A 23,773-nucleotide genomic window follows, 5' to 3' on the forward strand; every position below is an offset into this window, starting at 1 on the left:
TAGCATCAATTAACATGTTAAGGAATTTACGTGCCACACTTTCACATCGAATATTCTGCCAACCTAGAGGACGTCATTGATATGGCGGCACTGTGTCAGGAAATCCGCGCCGAAGCGGCAAAAATCGATGCCTTCCCCACGCCAGGTATTCGGGTGCGGGCAACGCGCGTTGATCATTTTGCAATGGCTGATGGAAATCCTAAACATGGGTTTATTGATCTGTCGGTTCGATTGCGCGAGGGCAGGGCGCCAGACGTAAAGCACGCGGCAATCACGCGTCTGTTTGAGGTTCTTAAAGATTTCGTCGCCCCCGCAATGGCCACCCGTTCCATCGCGCTCTCGTCAGAGATGCGCGACATTAATGCCGATCTGTCGCCGAAATTTGGCAACGTTCGCGATCACTTGGAGGATCCTCAATGAGTAAACTGAATGACAACATCGCCAAACTGGATGGATATCTGGGCAGGTTTCGCAAAACCGGCATCCTGAACCGGATCGCAGGACAGGATGTGGCGGGTGCTGATGGGGTGTTTCAAAACACTTCGCCTGTGGACAAATCCGTAATTTGTGACGTGGCACATGGCGCGGCGGCGGATATTGATGCGGCAGCGAATGCCGCACATGATGCGTTTGCTGCTTGGCGTGATATGCCAGCGCTTGAACGCAAAAAAATCCTTATCAAGATCGCCGAAGGCATTGAGGCACGTGCCGAAGAAATTGCGCTGTGTGAATGTTGGGATACGGGCCAGACTTATAAATTCATGTCCAAGGCGGCATTGCGCGGTGCAGAAAATTTCCGATATTTTGCGGATCAAGTCGTGCAGGCGCGTGATGGTCAACAGTTACAATCACCAACATTGATGAACGTCACAACGCGCAAGCCCATTGGCCCTGTCGGTGTTATTACACCGTGGAACACGCCGTTCATGTTATCCACTTGGAAAATCGCGCCGGCCTTGGCTGCGGGATGTACTGTGGTGCATAAACCTGCGGAAGCCTCGCCATTGACTGCGCGTCTTTTGGTTGAAATCGCCGAAGAGGCAGGTTTGCCACCGGGCGTTTTGAACACCGTCAATGGATTTGGCGAAGGTGCTGGCAAGGCGCTTTGTGAACATCCAAAAATCAAGGCGATTGCATTTGTGGGCGAGAGCCGCACAGGCAGTTTGATCACCAAACAAGGTGCGGATACGTTGAAACGTAATCACCTTGAACTTGGCGGTAAAAACCCTGTTATTGTATTTGACGATGCCGATCTGGATCGCGCATTGGATGCTGTGATCTTTATGATCTATTCGATAAACGGGGAACGCTGCACCAGTTCTTCGCGCTTGCTGATCCAAGATACAATTCGCGAAGAATTCGAAGCCAAACTGATCGAACGTGTTAATAATATTAAGGTTGGTCATCCGCTGGATCCCGCCACGGAAATTGGGCCATTGGTCACCGAAGAACACTTTAACAAAGTGACCAGTTATTTCGATATCGCCAAAGAAGACGGCGCGACAGTGGCCGCAGGCGGCGTGACAATTGGCGACGAGGGTTATTTCGTTCGCCCCACATTGTTCACCAACGCCAATAACAAAATGCGCATCGCCCAAGAAGAAATCTTTGGCCCTGTGTTAACGTCCATTCCTTTTTCGACCGAGGAAGAGGCGCTCAGCATCGCCAATGACATCGACTATGGTTTGACTGGTTACGTTTGGACAAATGATTTGACCCGCGCGTTGCGTTTTACCGATGCACTAGAGGCGGGGATGATTTGGGTAAATTCCGAAAACGTGCGCCACCTGCCCACGCCATTTGGCGGGGTAAAGGCCAGCGGTATCGGGCGCGATGGCGGCGACTGGTCTTTCGAATTTTATATGGAGCAAAAACACATCGGTTTTGCCACAGGTCAACATAAAATCACCAAGTTAGGAGCCCTTTGATGCCAATCCCAGCACCAAATCTGTACCCCGATTTCAACACAATCCGATTGAGCCACGTTTGCTTGAATGTAAAAGACCTTGCTGCGTCGCGCAAATTTTATACTGAGATTGTTGGTCTTCAGGTCACTGATGAATCCGATAGTCACGTTTACCTGCGCGCCATGGAAGAGCGCGGGCATCACTGCATAATTTTGCAAAAGTCCGATCAACCAGGCACCGTCGAAGTGATGGGTTTCAAAACCTATGACGAGGCTGATTTGGACAAGGCAGAAACCTATTTTAAAGGCAAAGGCCGCCCTACGTCTTGGGTTGAACGCCCATACCAAGGCAGAACATTGCTGACATCCGACAACATGGGCATTCCGCTGGAATTTTATCACAAAATGGATCGCTTGGACCCAATCCACCAGAAATATGCGCTGTATCGTGGTGTGAAACCGTTGCGGATCGATCATTTCAACTGTTTCAGCCATGATGTTGATGCATCCGTGGATTTTTACAGTGATTTTGGGTTCCGTGTGACAGAATACACCGAGGATGATGACAGCAAGAAACTATGGGCCGCTTGGATGCACCGCAAAGGTGGCGTGCATGATATGGCGTTCACCAACGGTACGGGTCCACGGATGCACCATGTTGCGTTTTGGGTGCCAACCCCGTTGAACATTATTGATCTGCTCGATCTGATGGCGACGTCTGGTTATGTCGATAATATTGAACGCGGCCCTGGCCGCCATGGTATTTCGAACGCTTTCTTTCTTTACATCTTGGACCCTGATGGCCACCGCATTGAGATTTACTGTTCTGATTACCAAACGGTTGATCCTGATCTGGAACCGATTAAATGGGATCTACAAGATCCACAGCGCCAAACGCTTTGGGGTGCTCCTGCACCTGAAAGTTGGTTCAAGCATGGCACTGCGTTCGTCGGTGTTGATCTGAAGGATTCCGAGATTGAGGCCAGCCCGATTATTGCACCTTAACGGATCTGGGTTTGAAAACTCTGATCAATTCGGACAACCGCCCCTTGCAATGGGGGCGGTGTATTGAAATGTTCAACGCTGGGATTGTCTTAACAAGAAATCCTACCTGAAACCGGCGACGATGTTGGATGATGGCCGTCGCTGTCATTCAAGAAGTTTTGGAGAAACTAAAATGAAATACGCAACATATACAACGCATGGGCAAACGCATTACGGGGCCGTCACAGATGATGGCATGGTTGCGCTGGATGGTGATTTTCCACAGTGGCCAACCTTGCTCGATGTGGTGCGGGCAGGCGGGTTTGACGCGTTGGAACAGGCGGCCACTGGCAAACCTGTTACGCATACAGAATTTGAATTTGAAATGGTTCTGCCCAATGCACCGCGCATTTTATGCGTTGGTGTTAATTTCCCCGATCGTAACGCGGAATATAAAGACGGTTCAGAGCAGCCCAAATATATGTCGCTTTTCCCACGCTTTGCCAGTGGGTTCACAGGCCACAACCGCCCATTGATCCGCCCGCCTGAAAACGAAACGCTTGATTACGAAGGCGAGGTTGCGATTGTTATCGGCAAGACGGGTCGCCGTATCAGCCAAGACGATGCCTATGACCATATCGCTGCGCTGACATTGTGTAATGAGGGTACGATCCGCGATTGGGTTCGCCATGCGAAATTTAACGTCACCCAAGGCAAGAACTGGGATAATTCAGGGTCAATCGGCCCATGGTTGGTGCCGTTTACGGATGCAAGCCAACTGGACGATGCCCGTATTATTACGCGTGTAAATGACGAGGTTCGCCAAGACGATGTGTTAAGCCGTATGATGCACCCAATTCGGCGCGAGATCGAATATATTTCTACCTTCATGACGCTTCAGCCGGGTGATATCATTGTCACGGGCACACCAACGGGTTCTGGTGCGCGTCTTGATCCGCCACAATACCTGAAACCTGGTGATGTGGTTGAAATCGAAGTTAACGGCATTGGCACGCTGCGCAACACAGTCGCGGACGAAGCGGTATGACCCCCCAAGATCACGCCCAAGCGGCGGCTGATTTATTGGTCGCAGAAAAATCTGGCGAACAGATTGGATTGTTAACCAAACGCCATCCTGAAATGGGGATGGATGATGCCTATGCCGTGCAAAACGCGATTTACCGTGCGAAACTGGCGGCAGGGCAACGTGTGATCGGCTGGAAGATCGGTTTGACATCCAAAGCCATGCAATATGCGTTGAACATCGACATTCCCGACAGTGGAATTTTGTTTGATGACATGCTGTTTGAACATGGCGCAACCGTTCCAAAAGGTCGCTTTATCCAACCCCGCATCGAGGCAGAAATTGCTTTTGTGTTAAAGGCGCCATTGGGTGGTGCGGATGTCACGTGTGAAGATGTCATCGCGGCCACTGATTTTGTGGCACCATCCATCGAAATCCTTGATACACGGATTTTGCGTGCAGATCCAAAAACAGGAGAGACCCGCAAAGTTTTTGATACGATCAGCGACAATGCCGCGAATGCGGGTATTGTTCTGGGCGCACAAAAACATGCCATTGATGCGTTTGATTTACGTTGGGTTGGCGCGATCACGTCGCGAAACGCAGAGGTTGAAGAAACTGGTCTTGGGGCAGGGGTTCTGAACGATCCTATTGAGAGCGTGGTTTGGTTGGCGCGGCGCATGGCGCAATACGGCCAAAGCATTGAACCGGGTCAAATCATTTTATCAGGCAGTTTTATTCGCCCAGTTGAATGCCCGTCTGGTTCACAAATCAACGCCGATTTTGGCGATTTTGGTCATGTCGATATAACATTTGCATAAAGGATCATCGTAATGCCTGCACCACATAATCCATTTAAATCCGCAATCGCAAACGGTGATCTTCAACTGGGATGCTGGCTTGGCCTTGCGGATCCGTATATTGCGGAAATCAGCGCCGGTGCTGGGTTTGATTGGTTGTTGATCGATAGCGAACATGCCCCCAATGATCTGCGTTCAATCGTTGCACAGTTACAAGTGATCGCTGCGCGTAACAGCCATGCCGTTGTGCGCCCACCAATTGGTGAAACCTGGATTATCAAACAATTGTTGGATGCAGGTGCACAATCGTTGTTAATTCCGATGGTTGAAAGTGGCGAACAAGCGCAAGAGCTGGTTGATGCGATAACCTATCCGCCCCACGGTGTGCGCGGGGTTGGATCCGCCCTTGCACGGGCGTCGGATTTCGCGGCAATTGGCGATTATTTGACAACCGCACGCGAACAAATTTGTTTATTGGCACAGGTTGAAAATCAAAAAGGTATTGATGCGCTGGATGATATTTTGGCGGTTGACGGTGTGAACGGGGTTTTTGTGGGGCCATCTGATCTAGCCGCTGATATGGGTTTTATCGGCAAACCTGGCCAGAGCGAAGTGCAAGATGCGGTCTTGGATGCCGTTGATCGGATCGTGGCGGCGGGCAAAGCGGCAGGTATTTTGACCTTGGACAAAGAATTGCAAGCAGAATGTTTTAAACGTGGTGCGCGTTTTATTGCCACGGATATCGATGTGACCTTGTTTGCGCGCGGTATTCGGGCGTCATGTGCCGCATCACGGGCGCATTTGACGAATAAATAACACGAGGACACGCGCAGAACCGAAAGGTTGGCGCGTGTCTTGTTCATCAAAGGGCGATTTTGATCCCGTCAAAGCCAACGTGCAATGGTCCGCTCCAATGATCTGTAACGCCATTTGCCCAATCATCTTGCGAATAATCTGGATCGTCGGAGGGGATTAAATGGGACAGCGCCAATTGTTTAACCCCTGCAGAGGTTGCGATCTGGGCTGCGTCATGTGCAAAAGTATGAGATCGGAGCCAATGCGCCATTAATTTCTCACTGCCATTTCCGATACGCGCCATCAACGCAGGCAGCGCGGATTCCAACATTGCTTCGTGGATGAGGACATCGGCATCCTTGGCGAAATCAACCATGGTGGCGATGGGCGCGGTGTCACCTGAAAACACTACAGTTTTTTCATCTGACGTAAATTTCAATGCAAAACAATCCACCAAAGGGGGATGTTCTGTGCGCATTGGCGCAACGACAATGCCCGTGTCCAGTTTGATATCATCATTGTCGATCACATGGATCGCAACCAATTTTCGCAGATCGGGGCGACCTTCGTCATCGATGCGCGTTTCAATGTCGGATTTCATTGATGCAACAAAGTTGTTCCAATATTGATCCAAACCAGCAGGCCCCCAAACATTGACCTTGGTTTTTAACCCTGCCGTCCATGCGGTGTGGAGCAATCCGCCCAGTTCAAGGTAATGATCGGAATGCAAATGCGTAATGAACACGGTTGAAATATCTTTTAACTGTAATCCTTGATCGACAAGCCCACGCGTAACACCGAGCCCGCAATCAACGACGATTTTGTGACCGTTCAGGCATAACAGATTGGATGTTGGCATGCTGGAACCTGGGCGAATGGCTGGGCCACCTTTGGTCCCGAGCAGCGCGACAAAATTATTATCCATGTGCTAGCCTTTGACGGTTGAAAGACCAGCATCAAGTGCTGATAAAATTGTATTTACATCCGCATCCGTCACAACCAGTGGCGGTGACATAATGATGTTTGGGCCAGAAACGCGGACCATAGCACCAGCATTGTATGCGGTTTCTTGGATCAATGCCGCTGATGCCCCATCGATTGGTTTTTTGGTGGCGCGATCACTGACCAATTCAATCGCCGTCATCAATCCTTTGCCGCCGCGCACATCACCGACAATCTCGTGTTTATCCATCAAGGCAAGGCAGCCGTCATACATCTGTGTGCCACGGGCCGCGGCATTTTCGATAACATTCAATCGCTTGGTTTCTTTTAAACATGCTAGCGCCGCCGCCGCGCCAACGGGATGGCCAGAATATGTGTATCCATGGCCAATTTTTGCGGCTGGATTGTTTTCAAACGCCTCGATCATCTTGTCACCCATCATGACGACACCAAATGGGAAAAACCCGTTTGTGATGGCCTTGGCCGTACACATCATATCGGGTTTAATCCCCCACAAACGCGCGCCAGACCATGCGCCTGTGCGGCCATATGCGGTAATCACTTCGTCCGTGATCAACAAGATACCATTGCGTTCACAAATTTCGGCAACCTGTGGTGCGAACGATTCATGGGGAACGATGACGCCACCCGCACCAAGGATCGGTTCCATGATCATCGCCGCAATGGTATTTGCACCTTGGAAATTGATCTCGTCCTCAAGCGCAGCAATACATAAATTAGCCAGCGTTTCAGGATCGGTTTCGTTGAATGGGTTGCGATAAGTATAAGGGGCAGGGATGTGGTGACACCCTGGCAATAGGGGTTCGTATGCATTGCGGAAATTTGCGTTCCCGTTCACACTTGCACCGCCAATATGTGTGCCGTGATAACCCTTTTTAAGGCTTAGAAATTTAACGCGCCCTGATTCACCACGCAGTTTGTGATATTGCCGCGCAAGACGTAGCGCCGTTTCAACAGAATCCGACCCACCCGACGTAAAAAACGCACGGCTTAACCCGTCTGGGGCGAAAAAATCGGCCAATTCATACGAAAGCTCTATCGCGGCATCATTGGATGTGCCGCGAAAGGTGGAATAATAAGGAAGTTGTTCCAGTTGAGCGGCAATCGCGTCTTTTACGGGTTGGCAGGAATACCCCAGATTCACATTCCACAGACCGCCAACCGCATCAACAACTTCGTTTCCGTCGATGTCTTGAATGCTGACGCCCTGTGCGCCGGTGATAATTTTGGGCGGCGTTGTTGTGCTATCCTCTGGCGAAGTCATTGGATGCCAAAAATGACGGGCGTTGTTTTCCTTTAGGAAATTTGAATCTTTCATATCGACATTTCTTTCTCTGCTAAAGATTTGGACGATTGTGCCCAAAGGGTTTGGATCGAGGTGGGAACACGTCCCCCCCAGTTATGTGAAATACTGGTGCTGGCTGTGATCAGGCTGTTGTGGATTTGATCGACCAACGCATTGGTAAGACGGCTGGCAACCGCGGCCACGGCAACTGTTCCGGCCATCTGGCCTGTGTGATCAAACAGCGGGGCTGCAAAACCAACGATATCGTTTTCAAATGCGCGATCCGAAAAACCAAACCCAGATTGTTGAACGCGTGAAATATAGCGGGCAAGTGTTTCAACATCCTGTGCCGTTTGTTTTGTAAATTGCGTCAACGTCGTATTGGCGATTTGCGTTAAATCGGCGGGGCCAAAGGCCAAGGCACAGATCCCTGATGCGGTCGCATGTAATGGTAATTTTTGCAGGTCAATGACAGCGCGTGTGCTGTGCAACATCGATTCGCACGCTTCCAATGCATGCAGGCCATTCCCCGAAAGAATCGAAACATGCGCAGTTTCGCCCGTTGCTTGGGCAAGTATTTCAAGCGGCTTTATGGCACCTTCGCGGCGGGGTACAGTTTGTTCGCGAATATCTGCCAAATGCAGAACCGCTGGCCCGATCCGATACATTTTGGAAACAGGGTTTTGTTCGACAAAATCAATAGATTCTAATGTCGTAAGGTATCTGTATGTGGTGGCCTTATCCTTTTTCGCGAGACGGCAAAGCTGTGACAGACCCAGTTCGGGGTTCTGAACAGAAAAGTGTTCTAGTAGAGAAATTGCCTTGGCGACGACCGACATTGATTGGCTCCGTACAGTTAATTTGTAGAAAAAGTTTGACATAAACTAATTAACAAGGCAATCTTTTTTACACAACAGTGGTTTAATAAATGAACCGAAGGAGTGTGAAATGAAAATAATCAACAAGACTCTCATTGCTACCTTTTGCGTCGCAACAGCGTTCGCAGGTATGGCACATGCAGAATATCCAGAAAAACCAGTAGAATTTGTTGTTCCATGGCCTCCGGGTGATTTGGAAGACGTTTTAACGCGCATGATCGCGGAAGATTTCCAAAAAGAATATGGCGTGCCAGCAGCGGTTGTAAATAAACCAGGTGGGGGCGGCGGCCCGTTCCCCGGTGCCGTCGAAGTGGCCAATGCACCCGCAGATGGTTACACAGTTGGGTCATTTATTATTGCGATCCCTGTGGTTGGCCCGCAGATCGGTATTCCTGATTTGAACCCAAATCCATTTGAACCGCTTGGCAATTTCCTAACGTATCCATTTGTTATCGCTGCAGGTGCAGATGCACCATATGATGATATGGCTGGTCTTGCGGCGTATGCCAAAGAGAACGATGTTGTGCTTGGCCATTTTGGCGCGCCATTGGTTCCAACGCAGGTGACCATGGGGCTGGCCAAAGAAATGGGCTTTTCCTATGCATCTGATGCGGCATTTGATGCCTTGGATTGTAATACTTTGGCCTCTGGTGATGTTGATGTTATCAACACAACTCTGCAATTGATTTTGCCTTGTTTAGACAGCGTCAAAGTGCTGGCTTCGGTTGGATCGGAGCGGATTTCTTTGACGCCCGACATACCAACGGTTGCCGAATTGGCGCCAGATTTGAACGTTGCACTTTGGAATGGATTGTTTGTTCACAAAGACACACCAGCCGATGCACGCGAAAAAATTATTGCGGTTGCGCAAAAGACAATGATGTCAGAACGCGCGCAAAAACTGGCAGCTGAAACAGGTGCGACGGTTTACTGGCAAAGTGCAGACGAAGTGACGGCGCAAATCGACACTGACATTAAAACGCTGGGCCATATCGGCACTTTGATCGGCGAATAAAGCGATCCATAAAAATTTGCTCGGGCTGCAACTGGCCCGAGTGTTTCAAAACCCACGAGGAGCTTGCATGTCACGGTACACAACACTGAAAGTGCTGTTCAAGCGATACCGACGCCCCGGAGACATCGTTTTCGCGTGGTTCTTCTTTGCTCTATCCGTATTTCTTTTGACACAAATTCTGGATCAAACGGCATATAAATCGTCGGGAAAATTATTTTCGCAACCGCGATTTTGGCCCGCTGTTTCACTGACAGGTATGACATTTTTTGCAGCGTTACACCTCCTTGCCTCTGGCCTGTCCGAACGTATCGAGGGCCGCTGGAAAGAGGTAATCGTTTGGGGCGCATCGCTAGAGTATGCGGGTTGGTTCATTCTGTACGCATTTGCAATTCCCTATATTGGGTATCTGGGCGGCACTATTTTATTTGCCGTATTGCTGGTGTTTCGTGTTGGTTATCGCAACCGTGCGATATTCATCGGCGCTGTGTGTTCGGCAATCGTGACTGTGCTGATGTTCAAAACCTTTTTGCAGGTCAAATTGCCCGCTGGTCAAATTTATAACGCCTTACCCGATGGTCTGCGTCAGATCATGTTGACTTATTTCTAGAGGATAAATCATGGAAAATTTACTCGCTGGCGCAGAGCTTCTTATGCGTTGGGATGTGGGGATTGCGTTATTAGTCGGCGCGCTGGGGGGCGTGATTATCGGCGCTATTCCCGGTGTTGGACCCGCGGTTGCAATTGCGATCCTTTTGCCCGCCACATTCTCCTTGGAACCAATTGTTGGTCTGACTGTGTTGTTGGGGATTTACGGATCGTCCATGTATGGCGGCGCTATTCCTGCGATCCTTATTAATACCCCTGGCACAGCGGCGAACGCGCTTACCTCTTATGATGGGCATCCAATGACCAAGCGGGGCGAAGGCCACCGCGCGCTGTCGTTGGCATATAGCGCATCGTTTTTTGGCGGTATTTTCGGCATCCTCTGTCTGATCCTGCTTTCACCTGTTTTAGCAGTGATTGCCCCGATGTTTGGCAGCAGAGAAATTTTTCTGGCAGCCCTATTGGGGATTATCCTCGTTGTATTTGCACACCGTGGACAGGTGTTCGCGGCGGGTATGCTTGCGATGTTTGGCATCTTTTTGAACACAATCGGATTGGATGCAATTACCTATACCAAACGATACACCTTTGATTTGACGTTCCTAAGTTCGGGCGTAAACCTTATTGTTGTGGTCTTGGGGTTATTCGCGCTTAGCCAAGCATTTTTCCTGCTAACAAACCCTGACAGCAGTCCAGATACCAAACCCGTTTCGGGCAGTATGACAACTGGTTTCAAAGAGCTGTGGAAACACAAACGCGTGGCCTCTGTCGCGTCCAGCTTTGGGGTGGTAATGGGCATGATCCCAGGTGTTGGTGAATTCACCGCACAATTCATGAGCTATACCTATGCCCAGAAAACCTCGAAAAAGCCCGATGAATTTGGCAATGGATCACCCGAAGGTTTGATTTCATCCGAGGCGGCAAACAACGCCGTTCCAGCGGCGGCGATGATCCCCCTTTTGGCGCTTGGTATCCCTGGCGAGGCCTTAACTGCGATGATGCTGTCGGTGTTTTACGTGCATAATGTCATCCCGGGGCCGGCACTGTTCCAAAACAATATTGATTTGGTTTACGGTTTATATCTGGCGCTGATCATATTGAACGTATTGGTTTTGATGTTCTTGATGGTGTCAACGAATGTGCTGACCAAGGTTATTCAAATCCCCACCCGCTTTCTTGGGGTGATGATCTTAATTTTGTCATTCGTTGGGGTTTATTCGCTTCGAAATTCACTCACAGATTGCATGTTGGCGGCTGGCTTTGGCGTGCTGGGGCTTGTTCTGAAACGCCTCAACCTTCCGATTGTTCCGATCATTCTGGGCATGGTTTTGGGTGGCATTATGGAAGTGAAATTACGTTCAGCATTGCCGCGGTTGAAAACACCCTTTGATATGATCGACCGCCCAATTGCGTTCATCCTCTTCGTCGTGATCGTCCTTGTGTTCGCGATGCATATCCGCACGCTCATCAAAGAGTTTCGCACTGTTCAACCAGATGAAGACCACGATCTTCACGATAGCCAAACACGGTAAATCCCATGAAACAAACTGATATTGATACATTGCGCGCGAAATCCATTTCGCCACAACAACACCTTATTGAGGGCAAATTCGTTCCCGCATCAGATGGTGCGACGATGGATATCATTTCTCCAATTGATGGCACTGTTTTAACATCGGTGGCACGGGGCACGGCGCAGGATATGAATGCGGCTATTGCGTCTGCGCGTGTGGGATTTGACGATGGTCGATGGGCAAACCAACCCCCAGCGGCGCGTAAAAAGGTTTTGATGAAATGGGCGGAATTGATTGAAAAACACGCGCTAGAATTGGCCGTGCTTGGTGTGCGTGACAACGGAACCGAAATTGGAATGGCGATCAAGGCTGAACCGGGTTCAGCGGCGGGCACAATCCGCTATTACGCCGAAGCATTGGACAAGGTGAACGGTGAAATCGCGCCAACGCAATCGGATGTTTTGGCATTGGTCAGCAAAGAGCCCGTTGGTGTGGTTGGCGCGATCATCCCGTGGAATTTCCCTTTGATGATTGGCGCATGGAAACTGGGCCCTGCCTTGGCGTGTGGAAATTCTGTTGTATTGAAACCCGCAGAAACAGCATCACTTTCGTTGATCCGTATGGCCGAATTGGCGCTCGAAGCGGGTCTTCCTGCGGGGGTGCTGAATGTTGTAACTGGTCAAGGCGCCGTGGTCGGCGAAGCGATGGGCCTGTCGATGGATGTCGATGTGTTGGTTTTTACCGGGTCTGGCCCAACAGGCCGTCGTTTGTTGGAATATTCGGCGCGATCCAATCTAAAACGTGTCTATCTTGAACTGGGTGGGAAATCCCCAAATATCGTTTTCGCAGACGCCACCAATTTAGACGAAGCAGCGGCCGTTTCCGCCGCAGGAATTTTTCGCAACTCTGGTCAGGTTTGCATCGCAGGGTCGCGTCTCTTGGTTCAAGAAGACATCCATGATGAATTCGTTGCCAAGGTCGTTGCAATCGCACAAGGAATGCGCGTTGGCGATCCGCTGGATTTGAACAACCAGATCGGCGCTGTAAATTCATTGCCCCAGTTAGAGCAAAACCTTGGGTTTGTAAAAACGGCGATCGCTGAAGGTGGTGAAATCGCGACAGGTGGCCAACAAATTCATACACAATCGGGTGGCTACTATATGGCGCCAACCATCGTGACACAGGTACGCCCTGATGCAACGCTGGCCCAAAAAGAAGTGTTCGGCCCCGTTCTAGGAGTGACGACGTTCAAGGATGAAGCAGAGGCAATCAAAATTGCGAACGCGACCGATTTTGGCCTGTCTGGCGCGGTTTGGACATCGGGATTGTCGCGTGCACATCGCATGATCAAGGCAATCCGAACAGGTGTGATTCACGTTAACACCTATGGCGGCGCCGATAATACCGTGCCACTTGGCGGGGTTGGACAATCGGGAAATGGTCACGACAAATCGCTTCATGCGCTGGATAAATACACAAACTTAAAAACCGCGTGGATCAAGCTGTAACAATAAAACAGGGGACATTATGTTGGAAAAAACCATTTTGGTCATCGGTACCTATGACACGAAAGACGATGAACTGAATTATATGGCGGATGTGATCCGTGACCAAGGCGGACGTGTTTTAACCATGGACGTATCCGTTTTGGGCGATCCCATTAATCCAACTGATTATTCCAAACATGATGTCGCCCAAGAAGGCGGGAGTTCAATCAAGGCTGCGATTGATTCTGGCAATGAAAATGCAGCGATGCAGATTATGGCTGCCGGTGCGGCAATGTTGACCGCGCGCATTTACGCCGAGGGAAAATGCGATGCGATGATCGTTTTGGGCGGCACCATGGGCACTGACCTTGCGCTTGATGTTTGTTCAGCCTTGCCACTTGGTGTGCCAAAATACATTGTTTCAACCGTGTCCTTTTCGCCATTAATTCCCGCCGAACGATTGGCCGCAGATACCCAAATGATCCTTTGGGCAGGTGGGCTCTATGGGCTGAATTCGGTTTGTAAAGCATCCCTCAGCCAAGCCGCGGGCGCCGTGTTGGGTGCCGCGCGCGCCGTGCAATCACCAAATCGCAACAAACCACTGATCGGGATGACGTCACTGGGTAAGACCGCATTGAAATATATGGTGCGCCTAAAACCAGCCCTTGAAGAGCGTGGATTTGAGGTGGCCGTTTTCCATTCCACTGGCATGGGCGGTCGCGCGTTTGAAAGTCTTGCAGGGCAGGGCGCTTTTGCCTGTGTATTTGATTTCTGCACTCAAGAATTGGGAAACCATATTCACGGATCAAATATTTCTGCGGGTGCCGATCGTTTGACGAACGCAGGGCGCAATGGCACCCCGCAATTAGTAGCACCTGGATGTTACGATCTGGTGGATATTATTGGCTGGCAGGGTATTCCCGCCAAATGGCAAAATAGCATGACACATGCTCACAATCGTCTGTTAACATGCATTGTCCTAAATCACGAAGAGCGCGGCGAAGTTGCCAAAGCACATTCGAGGCAATTGGCCACAGCAACAGGCCCAACTGCGCTTTTGCTTCCCAAAGACGGACTTGGCGAATGGGATCGCGATGGTGCTGATCTTTGCAACAAGAAAGGCCTGCAGACGTTTTTGTCAACACTTCACGAAACCTGCCCCGACAACGTCGAGATCCACGAGATAGACGGCCATATCAACGATCCAATTTTTGCAGATACTGCATTGGCATTGTTTGACGCGTGGTGCGAAACAGGCGTTGTAACAAAATAATTTTGGAGCCGTTGCGTATCCACGCGCCTTGTCGTGATGGTAGGTATGAGCGGCCTCGCTATAGAACCTGCCACCGTGATGTGATTCCAATGTCCAACATGTCTATGTTGATGTTGTTGCGGCGCATGAAGATCGAGGGCGTCACCGTCCACGGGTTCCGTTCCATGTTCCGCGATTGGGCGTCAGAGGTCGCCAATGCACCCAGAGAGGTTGCGGAAATGTCATTGGCGCATAAAGTGGGTTCAGATGTTGAACGCGCCTATGCCCGATCTGATCTTTTGGAACGGCGCAGGGTGTTGATGGGAGAATGGTCGCAGTTCGTCTCATCTGATTGCAAATCAAAGAAGGATTAAAGAGCAGATGTTTTGTCCAGTTGGTTACGTTACGATTGCAGAGCTTTGGAATGAGTTTTCTCAAAAACATCGTGCGACGCTTATTCAATTTATACTTGAACAAAATCAAAAAGAAGCTCTGGCCATTGCCGAGGAACATGGCTCGCCAGATGACTATTGCGAAGACATCTTTCTAGCATCGTTCAAATCATTCTCTGCCTATGTCGCCAATACGAACGGACGCGTTTCAAAACTGTTAATTGACGTTGATCTGGGACATTCCAATATTTTTACAAAAATGAGTGCGCTTGAGAGTTTCTTTGCAGCGAGCGACCCCATTGATGCGGGCGAGGATGGTTATTGGTTGCGAAGAATGGGGTCCAATAATTTTGTCGCGCTTGATCCACATGATCGAGAGGCATGGAAAAATGGTGTCTGGGAGCAAAGATGTTTAAATGGGGATGATTTTGCCTTTGCGTCACATGCGTATCACACGCTTCCATATGTGTTTGAGCGTGGTCGTTATATCATTCCTGATACGCCCCCACCCTGGCATGGTGATGCAATTGATGAGCATTTTTTACCAAAGATCGTTGAACTATTTGCCGGCAACTCACTTTGCCTTCTAGAGAAAGACGCAAACAAGTGGCGCAAAGTTACGCTCAACGGTTCAACATTTGTACAAGCATTGATGGGTGAAAAAATTTCAATTGGCCGAACTTCGAAAATTCCTGCTGCGATGGCCGATATGAAGCGCGTATTTCCTAAGGGTCTCCCCGATATAAGCTGGAAACAAATGCTCTCCCAAATCGCATTGGAAACTGGGAATCGTTATTCCGAAAGTACCCTCAGGCGCGCGATAGAGCGTAGTGAGCTATAAACGAAGCAATAAAAGTGATCGGAAAGTGCAGATTTCTTCTGTCAAAACCCCTGTCAAAACTCTTTTTAGGTTTTGACAGTTCTGACAGACTAGCGCTGACTTAAAATTCTGATTGAACCTCCACTCATCGAAATGAACGTGGAGGCATCGCAGAATGACCAATCTATTTGAAGATAATCGAAACTATGTGTTGGGTGATCCCGAGCTTGAATTAATCGGTGATCGCGACAAGCTGGCGCAATGGCGCCATAAAAACATGGAGCCAGCATTTTATAAGCTTGGGCGCAAAATCATCTATCGTGGTACAGATTTAAACGCTTGGGCGAATGCCTGTCGTATCGATCCTACGAACACTTGTTCAGGTAAGTGAAGCATTCTGTTGGCATAAGTTGCAACGTGATTGATGTTGCTTGGCATTTGATGCCTTTGCAAATTTTTCATTGCAAGCGAGGCTGTGGGCCATCGGATAGAGCCAGCCAAAAAGTGTTGGGGTATTTTTATCGCGGTAGCTCCAAATGAGCCGCTCATATAAAAACGTGCGTTTGAAAAAAGATCGTGTGTATTGCGTTGATGATCTCTGCTCAAAATACAACGTTTGCAAAAACACCGTCTCGAATTGGGTTCAAACGGACCTAAAACCAATAGATAAAAAACGGCCAAATTTGTTTCGCGGAGCAGCTCTGAACTTGTTTCACAAGGAACGACGACAGCGCTCAAAGTTAAATCTTCGCGCAGGTGAATTCAAATGCACTGGCTGTAAGTCTGCCGTTTTTCCGTTGCTCGAAACCATAACTGAAAAGAAACTTCGCAACGGGACAATTATGTATTTTGCGTACTGTACGGACTGCAATGCGATGGTGCAAAAGATATCATCTGAGGCTGATCGAGACTATTTTGCGCGTCTTCGAAATCCCAATACCACCGTGGGCTGCCTACACGAAGTAAAGAAGGCAGTCCCCGCTGGTATTGGGATTAACGAGGAAAAGTTTGCGCAAGATTGTTGGTCGACAAATGATCGCATCATCTTTGCATGGCAAATTTATGCGGGGCGATTGGATGAAAAAACAATTGATCGCCACCTGGCTGCAATCCGGTATTGTGAACGGATTACTAAAGGAAAGGCCTTTGATCAGTTCACTGTTTTAGATGTGTCAAAGATACGAGATGATTTAAAACGTCGCGCATGCCCTGATGCAGAAGATCATTTGTCAAAGTCGTCTGTTTTGCACTTCGTATCGCATTTAAAAGCGTTTGTTAAATGGTTGCTGAAGCAAGATGGCTACAAACGTTTACCTCAAGATTTACCGGATTATTTTGATTTGCCGCGGCGCGCTTTTTCGAAAAGCTTGCCACGTAGTGCCAAGCAATACAAATCTATAGAGGACGCAGCGCAATTGTTGCAAGAAATGCCAACAGGAACTTTGCAAGCGCAGCGAGACCGCGCAATCGTTGCCATTGCATATCTTGGGGCATTACGTGCCGATACAATCGTATCCTTGAGGCTGTGCCATTTGGACATCCCAAATAAACTCATTATCCAAGACGCAAATGTCGTGCGTGCAAAAAATGGCAAAAGCTTAAAGATAAGGTGGTTTTCAATCCTTGATATTTTCCACGAGGTTATTGTGGACTGGGCTGCAACGCTAACAGATTTAGGGTTTAAAGATGATGATGCACTATTCCCGAGCAATAATCACTTAGTGAATAAAAAGGCGTTTCGAGAAAATGATGGTGTCTCAATCCCAGTTATGGCCACCACGTATGCAGTGACCAAAGCCTTTGCAATGGCTTGTCGCAATAGCCCAGAAAAGATCACACCGCATTCGGCCAAGCATTCAATTTCAGCCGAGCGTGATCGGCGTCGGTTAAGCCAAGAACAACGCAAAGCGTGGTCAGAAAATATGGGACATGAAAACGAAACGACCACGAAGAAATTTTACGGAAAACTACCAGATGAACGCCGCTTTAAGCTTCTTGAAGAGGTGCAGGAAGACCAAGTCGCTCCACCGTTGTATTTGTCTGATGAAGAGAAAATTGAGATGGCAAACGAATTTTTGAAATTGATGAATGAGAAATTTGGGTAACATTGCGGCATATGCGAAGCTTCGAATGACAAGTTAATGGCGAATTTGGGCGGAATGCGGACCTTCGCTGCAACCGCAACCTTCATTAGAGACCGCACAAAACCGGACGTTATATACCCGACAGTGCCGTCCCCCGTGTTTAAAGGGTTGCAAACGCCGTTGGCTCGACGATTATGGTTGAATTAAAAGTATTCACTATATCTTTTTGGAAGCTATCAAATGCGTATCGCACATATTTCCATTTTGGAATTTCGAGGTATCAAATCACTTGAGTGGTCACCTTCACCGAACGTGAACTGTCTTATCGGCTCGGGTGACTCCTGTAAGACAACTATATTGGATGCCATTGAAATCTGCTTAAACCCGCGCTTCGGGTTCTCGGGCAGTGATCCCGACTTGTTCGGTTGCGATCCAGCCAGCAAACCAGAAATTTGCCTCACCCTGGTTGATCTGCCAGAAGAATTGATAGTTGAGCACAAGTATGGTCTGTATTTGCGTGGATGGAGCGACGCAGATAAAAAAATTAACGACGAACGAGCCGAAGGCGATCTTCTTGCCTTGACGGTTAAAGCGGCGCTTGATCCCGAAACACTCGATTGGCGTTGGGAGATTTTCAATGAACGCCTAGAAGGTGAACCTCCACGTTTCGGCTTCAAAGACGCCAAATTGATAGCTCCCAACCGACTTGGTGAATACGCAGACCGTCATCTCACATGGAGTAGAACCTCTGTGCTCGGAAGACTTGAAAAAGGTCCAAACGCCGCTGAGCTGCTTGCTGGTTCGGTTAGGCAAGCAAAGAAATCATTTGCAGCCGGAGATCGCACCTCGTTCGATGATGTTGTAAAACTGACAGAGAAAGTCAGTGCAGGCTTTCTGGTCCCCAAGAACCAAGGCTACGAAGCCCAATTGGACATTCATTCAGGCATGTTAGCTTCAGGCGCAGTTTCTTTGCACGATGGCAACCTGCCGCTGCGAACCCTCGGAAGTGGATCCTCGCGCCTTATGGTGGCAGGCGTCCAAAATTCTGGCCCAACACAAAACATCACGCTTGTCGATGAGCTTGAACTTGGGTTGGAACCGCATCGCATAATGCGCTTGTTGCGTTATCTACGATCTGGATTTCCACAAGATGGTATCGCTCAGCCTATCGTACACCAAACATTCCTGACAACACATTCCCCAGTTGTTGTTTGCGAATTGGAAGTCGCAGAACTGTTTTGCGTTCGTAGCAACGCAGGCAGTATTGCCGTTAAGTGTGCGCGGCCAGTCGAAGGAGACGCGGATACGGCACAACGGCACATTCGGTCCAGCCCAAGTGCATTTCTTGCCCCGCGCTTGTTGATTGGCGAGGGGCGAACAGAGGTCGGATTTTGGCGCGGCATGGACGACCTTTGGTGCGACGAAGGCAAGGAATCCTTCGCCTATCAGGGAGCCGTGGCAATCGATGGCAGCGGCAATGACAACGCCATAAAGCTTGGCTTGCATATGCAAAATCTAGGCTATCGGTGCTTCGTATTGCTAGACTCTGACGTTCCTGTGTCAGAAGCCAATCAGCAGGCGCTTAATCAGGCGGGAGTCCAAGTCGCGGAATGGACCGATGACTGCGATATCGAGCGCAGGGTCTTTCTTGACGTTCCATGGGCAACAGTAACGGCAATAGTTGACTTTGCTATCGAAGTTGTCGGTGAAGGAAGGGTTCTAAAAAATCTTCAGTTGGCAAAGCCTGCGGGCCCGGGCGTCGATCGAGCGGCGCTAGGTGCTCTCGCTGATACGGAAGATAATCGCAAGTGGTTAGCAATGGCCGCAACTCTGAAAGTTGAAAAAGGGCTGGGTAAAAAAGAAGATCGATCATGGTTCAAAAATATGTCACGTGGCGAGCAGCTAGGAAGAATTGTATTTGTTTGCCTCAAAGACATTCCGGATACCCCACTTGCCAAAACGATAAATGAAGTGAGGCAGTGGATTGATGCCTGAGCTTTCCCAAGAGGAAGTCACAGCCATCATACGTGCCACCAATGCAGGCAGCGTGATCGCGGCAGCCGGGTGTGGAAAAACTGAGCAAATCGTACGGACGGTGAAAGCGATTAGTGACGATCCGGAGGTATCGAAACGCAGCCTCATTCTTACCCATACGTTTGCGGGAGTCGATGTATTGCACAAGCGACTACGCAAGCTAGAGGTACCCGCGTCGTCCTACAGGCTCGATACAATCGCCAGTTGGTGCCTGCGATTTGCAAAAAACTATCCGAAGACGTCGGAAATCCTTAAAACTAACCCACAGAGCAATGAGGAATGGCGTAACGTCTATCCTGCCGCGGTCAAGCTGCTTGATTCCCGTAGTATCGATGATGTGGTCCTTAGCACGTACGACTGTGTTTTCGTAGATGAGTATCAGGACTGTAGCGCACACCAGCATGAGCTAATTGTGCGACTTAAACAGCTTGTTCCCGTCTGCATTTTTGGGGATCCGCTGCAATCGATTTTCGAGTTCGATGGTGTAGTGGATTGGTCCGATGTTGTCGAAAGGGACTTTCCTAATGTCGCTAAGCTCACCACGCCTTGGCGTTGGAGGAGCGAAGATTCCAACACAGAGCTTGGAGAGTATTTGGTCGAGTTGCGGGAACAGATTGAAGCTGGGGGCCCCTTGGACTTTCGGATCGACGGAAGAGGAATTCAGCGCTCTTGGCTACCTGATCTTCCTGGACCGAAGTCTGGGAAGGTTTTAAGCACTTGTCTTGATACAATGGACTTGGAAGGCACCTTAGTGGTTGTGGCGCAATCCGCATCAGAAGCCTCGCGAGCAAAAATCGCCGAAAAACTTGCTAAGCAACGGTTCGCAGTTGTTGAGCCAGTTTCATGCAAACCGCTAGCCAAGCATGCTAAATTAATTGAGCAATCAGGCGATGAAGGTAGGCTTTCAGCGGTTCTTGACTTTGTTAAGCTTTGCGTTGTTGGCCTCAGGGCTGATTTTTCAAGTTCAGTGAAATCTCACCAAATCGGAAAACGCGCTGGAAGATCGAAGTTCGGCGAGCTTATCGACATCGGAGATCGAGTCACTGAGCCGGATGGGTTAACGCATGTGTTGGACCTTATTGAAGGTATTTTGGACCGAGACGACATTTTTTCGTATCGCCGCGAAATCCTTAGCATGATGCTCTCGGCGCTTCGAACATCAAGAGCTACAGGGGTGGCGCTGACCGAAGCCGCAGCGGATGTGGAAGCTAAGACAAGGCACTTAGGGCGTCATGTTGCCCGAAGAAGCGTGGGTAGCACACTGCTACTGAAAGGCCTCGAATTCGAGCATGTGGTAATCGTGGAATACGCTGGGATGACCAAAGAGGATTGGTATGTCGCTCTAACGCGAGCGACAAAATCCGTTACCGTATTATCATCTTCTGCAATCGTCGCCTTTGATAAATAGCAACGCGCGTTTTTGATCTGCTCTCAAAAGCCAATCTCTGTTTCTGTTTAGAATAGCATACGATTAGGCCATGTCATCGCTTGCCGGAAGCGTCGGGTTTGATGTCAGCTAGGCACAGTCGAAGCATAATTTGACATTTTTACGTAAATCAGTTATTTCACGTAATATACATTTTTTACGTAAGTAGGGAGCAACATGGAATTTCGCGCTAACCAAGCAGCAGACCGTTTGAACAACAATGTGACGCGCTACTTTACCAAGAATCTGTCTGATCCGGCAGCGGGAGTGAGACTCCTCGGCGAAATACAAAAAAGACTCGGGAATGCCGTCGAAGGCTTGCCCGACTGGCATCCGATCTTGACTGCACCGGCTGAGCGCCCTCAAGCCCACTGGCACGCGTCGAGTTACTCATCACTACCAATATATAACTCATGCGATCACACTCAGGAATTTGTGCGAGGAATGCTCACCTGTCCATATAGTGAATCAGACGCCGATAAACTCGTAGAGACGGTGAACCAAGTCCAGGGGTTGAACGCTGAACGTCTTGATGGAGCCCTCTATATGGACAACGCATTTCCGGTGTTGATTGAGGCTTGGGAGGTAAAATTAGAAGCGGATGGAACCATTCGGAGCCGAGATGCATTAGCTTGGTTCGTGCAGGCAACTGTAGAACACGCTCGGGAAGCAAAAGTCGCTGAAACGTGGTGGAACGTTCGGTATCTGACACTTGGTAAGCCACACGGAGCCCGGTCATCACTACTGGTAAACGACTATACAGGGCGGCATATGCGAAAGATTCTTGAAACCCTGAATGAAAGTGGAATGTTCGGTCCGGTTAAAGAAGTGTCGCTAGAAATGCTTTCAGAGCGAAAACGCAGTGCGATCGCTCGCACGCTGATGCGGGCGGCTATAGACGCCGCTACACCTCTTGACAGTGTGACCGATGAGCCTCGTGACTTCACTTTCGAGTTGCGAGGGGAAACCTGCATAGGGCGAATTCGTGATACTTGGGGTGATGCTACAGAATATTCGCTGCGGATTAGTATTGGTGAATTCGATTTGAATACGTCAGGATTTTACTACCCCAGCGGTGATAAGTTGGAACACACAGAACCAACTGGCAAACGAAAGCTTGCGGAAAAGTTCGTTTGATCCCACTTGCGTCCTAATCTTGTTTCAAATCAAGCGCGGTGAGAATGACCAGAGCGTATGCTCTGGAGGCGCATTCAGTTCGGTGGTAGCTTTACAGTTCTGTAAATTATTAAGGTGAGCTCATGTCCGAGTTGAAAATCCAATGCCCGAAGTGCTCTAACGAAATTGAGTTGACCGAACAATTGGCTGGCCCGATGCTGGCCGACCTCAGGGCGTCTTTCAACGATGAGCTTGCCAAACAAGAAGCGCAAGCGACGAAGGCGCTCGCCGCCGCGCAGGCGCAGGCCAAGGAAACGGCCAAAGCTGAAACTGCAGCAGAACAGGCCGCCCTTGAGGAACGCGTCAAAGCACAGGATGAAAAGCTGCGCGAGGCTCAAAAGGCTCAAGCTGCAGCGCTAAAACGTGAACAAGAGCTCAAGGACAAGGAGGCTGAGATGGAGCTGACCTTGCAAAAGATGCTCGCTGCGGAACGTCCAGCACTAGCTGAAAAGCTAACCCGCGAGGCGAATGAAAAGGCTGAACTGAAACTCGCAGAACAAGAGCAAGTCATGCAAGGCATGAAACGTCAAATCGCGGCGCTGAAACAGAAATCTGAACAAGGCTCGATGCAGACCCAAGGTGAGGCAGCCGAGATCGTATTGGAAGAAACCCTCGGTGCGGCCTTTCCGTTGGATGCCTTCGTGCCCGTTGCCAGAGGCGTTAGCGGTGCGGATGTGCGCCAGGACGTGACCGCATCGGGTGGCATTGCCGGCAGTATCCTATGGGAAAGCAAACGGACCAAGAACTGGACCGCGGGCTGGCTGGCCAAACTGCGTGATGACCAGCGTGCATCGGGATGTGAGGCGGCTGTGATAACCTCCCAAGCTTTGCCCGAGGGAATTGACGGTTTCGGCATGGTTGACGGTATTTGGGTTTGTGCGCCCCGCTATGCAGTCCCGCTGGCGTCGTCCTTACGCCAAGGTCTGATCGACGTGGCAAACGCCAAGGGACGCGCTATGGGACAGGAAACCAAGATGGAAATGATTTATGATTACCTGACCGGAACGCAATTCAAACAGCGTGTCGATGCGATCGTCGAACGCTTCGAAGACATGCAGGACAACCTGCGCAAGGAACGCGTCTTTATCGAAAAGCAATGGGCTCTGCGTGCCAAACAGATTGATCTGGTGATCGCATCAACGGTTGGGATGCACGGTGATTTGCAGGGGATCGCTGGCCGGTCGATGCCTGAAATCGAAAGCGTTGAAGCGTTGTCGATCGGGAAGGATGACTGAGGGTGGTAAATGCTCTGCAAAACGGCAGGCGAGGCTCTTCGACAGGCGGAAGGGCCCTTCGCTTCAAAAGCCTAAGCTCGTCAAGTGGGTTAGTGAAACA

General features: G+C 49.6%; 22 protein-coding genes. 19 read left to right on the forward strand and 3 right to left on the reverse strand.

Translation table 11 applies throughout. The features are described from left to right. Positions 1–30 precede the first annotated feature (30 nt). From IE094_RS14725 to IE094_RS14750, 6 genes are all read left to right on the forward strand, one after another. A complete protein-coding gene (locus tag IE094_RS14725; protein ID WP_189641479.1) occupies positions 31–420 on the forward strand; it encodes a 5-carboxymethyl-2-hydroxymuconate isomerase in 390 nt (129 codons plus the stop codon). Further along, positions 417–1,928 (forward strand): 5-carboxymethyl-2-hydroxymuconate semialdehyde dehydrogenase, encoded by a 1,512-nt coding sequence (hpaE, locus tag IE094_RS14730; protein ID WP_189641480.1) that lies wholly within the window; start codon positions 417–419, stop codon positions 1,926–1,928. The genes IE094_RS14725 and hpaE overlap by 4 nt, the downstream gene beginning before the upstream one ends. Then, the gene (gene hpaD / locus IE094_RS14735; protein ID WP_189641481.1) at positions 1,928–2,911 is read left to right on the forward strand and encodes a 3,4-dihydroxyphenylacetate 2,3-dioxygenase; all 984 of its coding nucleotides are present in this window, start codon (positions 1,928–1,930) and stop codon (positions 2,909–2,911) included. The genes hpaE and hpaD overlap by 1 nt, the downstream gene beginning before the upstream one ends. Positions 2,912–3,083: 172 nt before the next feature. Then, a complete protein-coding gene (locus IE094_RS14740; protein WP_189641482.1) occupies positions 3,084–3,938 on the forward strand; it encodes a fumarylacetoacetate hydrolase family protein in 855 nt (284 codons plus the stop codon). Further along, a complete protein-coding gene (gene hpaH / locus IE094_RS14745; protein WP_189641483.1) occupies positions 3,935–4,735 on the forward strand; it encodes a 2-oxo-hept-4-ene-1,7-dioate hydratase in 801 nt (266 codons plus the stop codon). The genes IE094_RS14740 and hpaH overlap by 4 nt, the downstream gene beginning before the upstream one ends. Positions 4,736–4,747: 12 nt before the next feature. Beyond that, positions 4,748–5,530 (forward strand): aldolase/citrate lyase family protein, encoded by a 783-nt coding sequence (locus IE094_RS14750; protein WP_189641484.1) that lies wholly within the window; start codon positions 4,748–4,750, stop codon positions 5,528–5,530. A 46-nt stretch (positions 5,531–5,576) separates the two neighbouring features. Here the strand turns inward: IE094_RS14750 and IE094_RS14755 are convergent, their stop codons facing one another. From IE094_RS14755 to IE094_RS14765, 3 genes are read right to left on the reverse strand one after another with little or no spacing between them, the layout of a single operon-like run. Then, positions 5,577–6,434 carry an MBL fold metallo-hydrolase gene (locus tag IE094_RS14755; RefSeq protein ID WP_189641485.1) on the reverse strand — a complete coding sequence of 286 codons (858 nt, stop codon included), beginning with the start codon at positions 6,432–6,434 and terminating at the stop codon, positions 5,577–5,579. A 3-nt stretch (positions 6,435–6,437) separates the two neighbouring features. Further along, positions 6,438–7,790, reverse strand: a complete 1,353-nt coding sequence (locus tag IE094_RS14760) for an aspartate aminotransferase family protein (RefSeq protein WP_189641486.1) — start codon at positions 7,788–7,790, stop codon at positions 6,438–6,440. Then, a complete protein-coding gene (locus IE094_RS14765; RefSeq protein WP_189641487.1) occupies positions 7,787–8,596 on the reverse strand; it encodes an IclR family transcriptional regulator in 810 nt (269 codons plus the stop codon). The genes IE094_RS14760 and IE094_RS14765 overlap by 4 nt, the downstream gene beginning before the upstream one ends. 169 nt (positions 8,597–8,765) lie before the next feature. Between IE094_RS14765 and IE094_RS14770 the strand changes: the two genes are divergently transcribed. The 13 genes from IE094_RS14770 to IE094_RS14830 all read left to right on the forward strand — a co-directional run bounded on the left by IE094_RS14770 (position 8,766) and on the right by IE094_RS14830 (position 23,673). Next, positions 8,766–9,650 carry a tripartite tricarboxylate transporter substrate binding protein gene (locus IE094_RS14770; RefSeq protein WP_229802370.1) on the forward strand — a complete coding sequence of 295 codons (885 nt, stop codon included), beginning with the start codon at positions 8,766–8,768 and terminating at the stop codon, positions 9,648–9,650. 67 nt (positions 9,651–9,717) lie between these two features. Then, entirely contained in the window at positions 9,718–10,257 is a 540-nt protein-coding gene (locus IE094_RS14775) for a tripartite tricarboxylate transporter TctB family protein (RefSeq protein WP_189641489.1), read from the forward strand. Between the two features lie 10 nt (positions 10,258–10,267). Next, entirely contained in the window at positions 10,268–11,785 is a 1,518-nt protein-coding gene (locus IE094_RS14780) for a tripartite tricarboxylate transporter permease (protein ID WP_189641490.1), read from the forward strand. 5 nt (positions 11,786–11,790) lie between these two features. Beyond that, positions 11,791–13,275: an aldehyde dehydrogenase gene (locus tag IE094_RS14785; RefSeq protein WP_189641491.1), complete on the forward strand. Its 1,485-nt coding sequence runs from the start codon at positions 11,791–11,793 to the stop codon at positions 13,273–13,275. 19 nt (positions 13,276–13,294) lie between these two features. Next, positions 13,295–14,527: a Tm-1-like ATP-binding domain-containing protein gene (locus IE094_RS14790; protein WP_189641492.1), complete on the forward strand. Its 1,233-nt coding sequence runs from the start codon at positions 13,295–13,297 to the stop codon at positions 14,525–14,527. Positions 14,528–14,616: 89 nt separating this feature from the next. After that, positions 14,617–14,880, forward strand: a complete 264-nt coding sequence (locus IE094_RS14795) for a tyrosine-type recombinase/integrase (RefSeq protein WP_229802371.1) — start codon at positions 14,617–14,619, stop codon at positions 14,878–14,880. 7 nt (positions 14,881–14,887) lie between these two features. Beyond that, complete coding sequence (locus tag IE094_RS14800; RefSeq protein WP_189641493.1) at positions 14,888–15,739, forward strand: hypothetical protein; 852 nt, start codon at positions 14,888–14,890, stop codon at positions 15,737–15,739. 154 nt (positions 15,740–15,893) lie between these two features. After that, positions 15,894–16,109 (forward strand): MerR family transcriptional regulator, encoded by a 216-nt coding sequence (locus tag IE094_RS14805; protein WP_189641494.1) that lies wholly within the window; start codon positions 15,894–15,896, stop codon positions 16,107–16,109. Positions 16,110–16,254: 145 nt separating this feature from the next. Then, the gene (locus tag IE094_RS14810) at positions 16,255–17,823 is read left to right on the forward strand and encodes a tyrosine-type recombinase/integrase (protein ID WP_189641495.1); all 1,569 of its coding nucleotides are present in this window, start codon (positions 16,255–16,257) and stop codon (positions 17,821–17,823) included. Positions 17,824–18,042: 219 nt separating this feature from the next. Continuing rightward, entirely contained in the window at positions 18,043–19,797 is a 1,755-nt protein-coding gene (locus IE094_RS14815) for an ATP-dependent nuclease (RefSeq protein ID WP_189641496.1), read from the forward strand. Continuing rightward, complete coding sequence (locus tag IE094_RS14820) at positions 19,790–21,244, forward strand: UvrD-helicase domain-containing protein (protein ID WP_189641497.1); 1,455 nt, start codon at positions 19,790–19,792, stop codon at positions 21,242–21,244. Before IE094_RS14815 ends, IE094_RS14820 begins: the two co-directional genes overlap by 8 nt. A gap of 195 nt (positions 21,245–21,439) precedes the next feature. Continuing rightward, positions 21,440–22,399: a hypothetical protein gene (locus tag IE094_RS14825; protein ID WP_189641498.1), complete on the forward strand. Its 960-nt coding sequence runs from the start codon at positions 21,440–21,442 to the stop codon at positions 22,397–22,399. A 122-nt stretch (positions 22,400–22,521) separates the two neighbouring features. Further along, positions 22,522–23,673, forward strand: a complete 1,152-nt coding sequence (locus IE094_RS14830) for a DUF2130 domain-containing protein (RefSeq protein WP_189641499.1) — start codon at positions 22,522–22,524, stop codon at positions 23,671–23,673. The last annotated feature ends 100 nt before the right edge of the window (positions 23,674–23,773 follow it).

Origin of the sequence: Paramylibacter ulvae (genome assembly GCF_014652655.1) — a bacterium.
Classification (GTDB): domain Bacteria; phylum Pseudomonadota; class Alphaproteobacteria; order Rhodobacterales; family Rhodobacteraceae; genus Amylibacter; species Amylibacter ulvae.

Bases quoted from the DNA above. Each gene is read 5' to 3' on its own strand.
- hpaE (WP_189641480.1), top strand. From the start codon at position 417: ATGAGTAAACTGAATGACAACATCGCCAAACTGGATGGATATCTGGGC.
- hpaD (WP_189641481.1), top strand. From the start codon at position 1,928: ATGCCAATCCCAGCACCAAATCTGTACCCCGATTTCAACACAATCCGA.
- IE094_RS14740 (WP_189641482.1), top strand. From the start codon at position 3,084: ATGAAATACGCAACATATACAACGCATGGGCAAACGCATTACGGGGCC.
- hpaH (WP_189641483.1), top strand. From the start codon at position 3,935: ATGACCCCCCAAGATCACGCCCAAGCGGCGGCTGATTTATTGGTCGCA.
- IE094_RS14750 (WP_189641484.1), top strand. From the start codon at position 4,748: ATGCCTGCACCACATAATCCATTTAAATCCGCAATCGCAAACGGTGAT.
- IE094_RS14755 (WP_189641485.1), bottom strand. From the start codon at position 6,434: ATGGATAATAATTTTGTCGCGCTGCTCGGGACCAAAGGTGGCCCAGCC.
- IE094_RS14760 (WP_189641486.1), bottom strand. From the start codon at position 7,790: ATGAAAGATTCAAATTTCCTAAAGGAAAACAACGCCCGTCATTTTTGG.
- IE094_RS14765 (WP_189641487.1), bottom strand. From the start codon at position 8,596: ATGTCGGTCGTCGCCAAGGCAATTTCTCTACTAGAACACTTTTCTGTT.
- IE094_RS14770 (WP_229802370.1), top strand. From the start codon at position 8,766: ATGGCACATGCAGAATATCCAGAAAAACCAGTAGAATTTGTTGTTCCA.
- IE094_RS14775 (WP_189641489.1), top strand. From the start codon at position 9,718: ATGTCACGGTACACAACACTGAAAGTGCTGTTCAAGCGATACCGACGC.
- IE094_RS14780 (WP_189641490.1), top strand. From the start codon at position 10,268: ATGGAAAATTTACTCGCTGGCGCAGAGCTTCTTATGCGTTGGGATGTG.
- IE094_RS14785 (WP_189641491.1), top strand. From the start codon at position 11,791: ATGAAACAAACTGATATTGATACATTGCGCGCGAAATCCATTTCGCCA.
- IE094_RS14790 (WP_189641492.1), top strand. From the start codon at position 13,295: ATGTTGGAAAAAACCATTTTGGTCATCGGTACCTATGACACGAAAGAC.
- IE094_RS14795 (WP_229802371.1), top strand. From the start codon at position 14,617: ATGTCCAACATGTCTATGTTGATGTTGTTGCGGCGCATGAAGATCGAG.
- IE094_RS14800 (WP_189641493.1), top strand. From the start codon at position 14,888: ATGTTTTGTCCAGTTGGTTACGTTACGATTGCAGAGCTTTGGAATGAG.
- IE094_RS14805 (WP_189641494.1), top strand. From the start codon at position 15,894: ATGACCAATCTATTTGAAGATAATCGAAACTATGTGTTGGGTGATCCC.
- IE094_RS14810 (WP_189641495.1), top strand. From the start codon at position 16,255: ATGAGCCGCTCATATAAAAACGTGCGTTTGAAAAAAGATCGTGTGTAT.
- IE094_RS14815 (WP_189641496.1), top strand. From the start codon at position 18,043: ATGCGTATCGCACATATTTCCATTTTGGAATTTCGAGGTATCAAATCA.
- IE094_RS14820 (WP_189641497.1), top strand. From the start codon at position 19,790: ATGCCTGAGCTTTCCCAAGAGGAAGTCACAGCCATCATACGTGCCACC.
- IE094_RS14825 (WP_189641498.1), top strand. From the start codon at position 21,440: ATGGAATTTCGCGCTAACCAAGCAGCAGACCGTTTGAACAACAATGTG.
- IE094_RS14830 (WP_189641499.1), top strand. From the start codon at position 22,522: ATGTCCGAGTTGAAAATCCAATGCCCGAAGTGCTCTAACGAAATTGAG.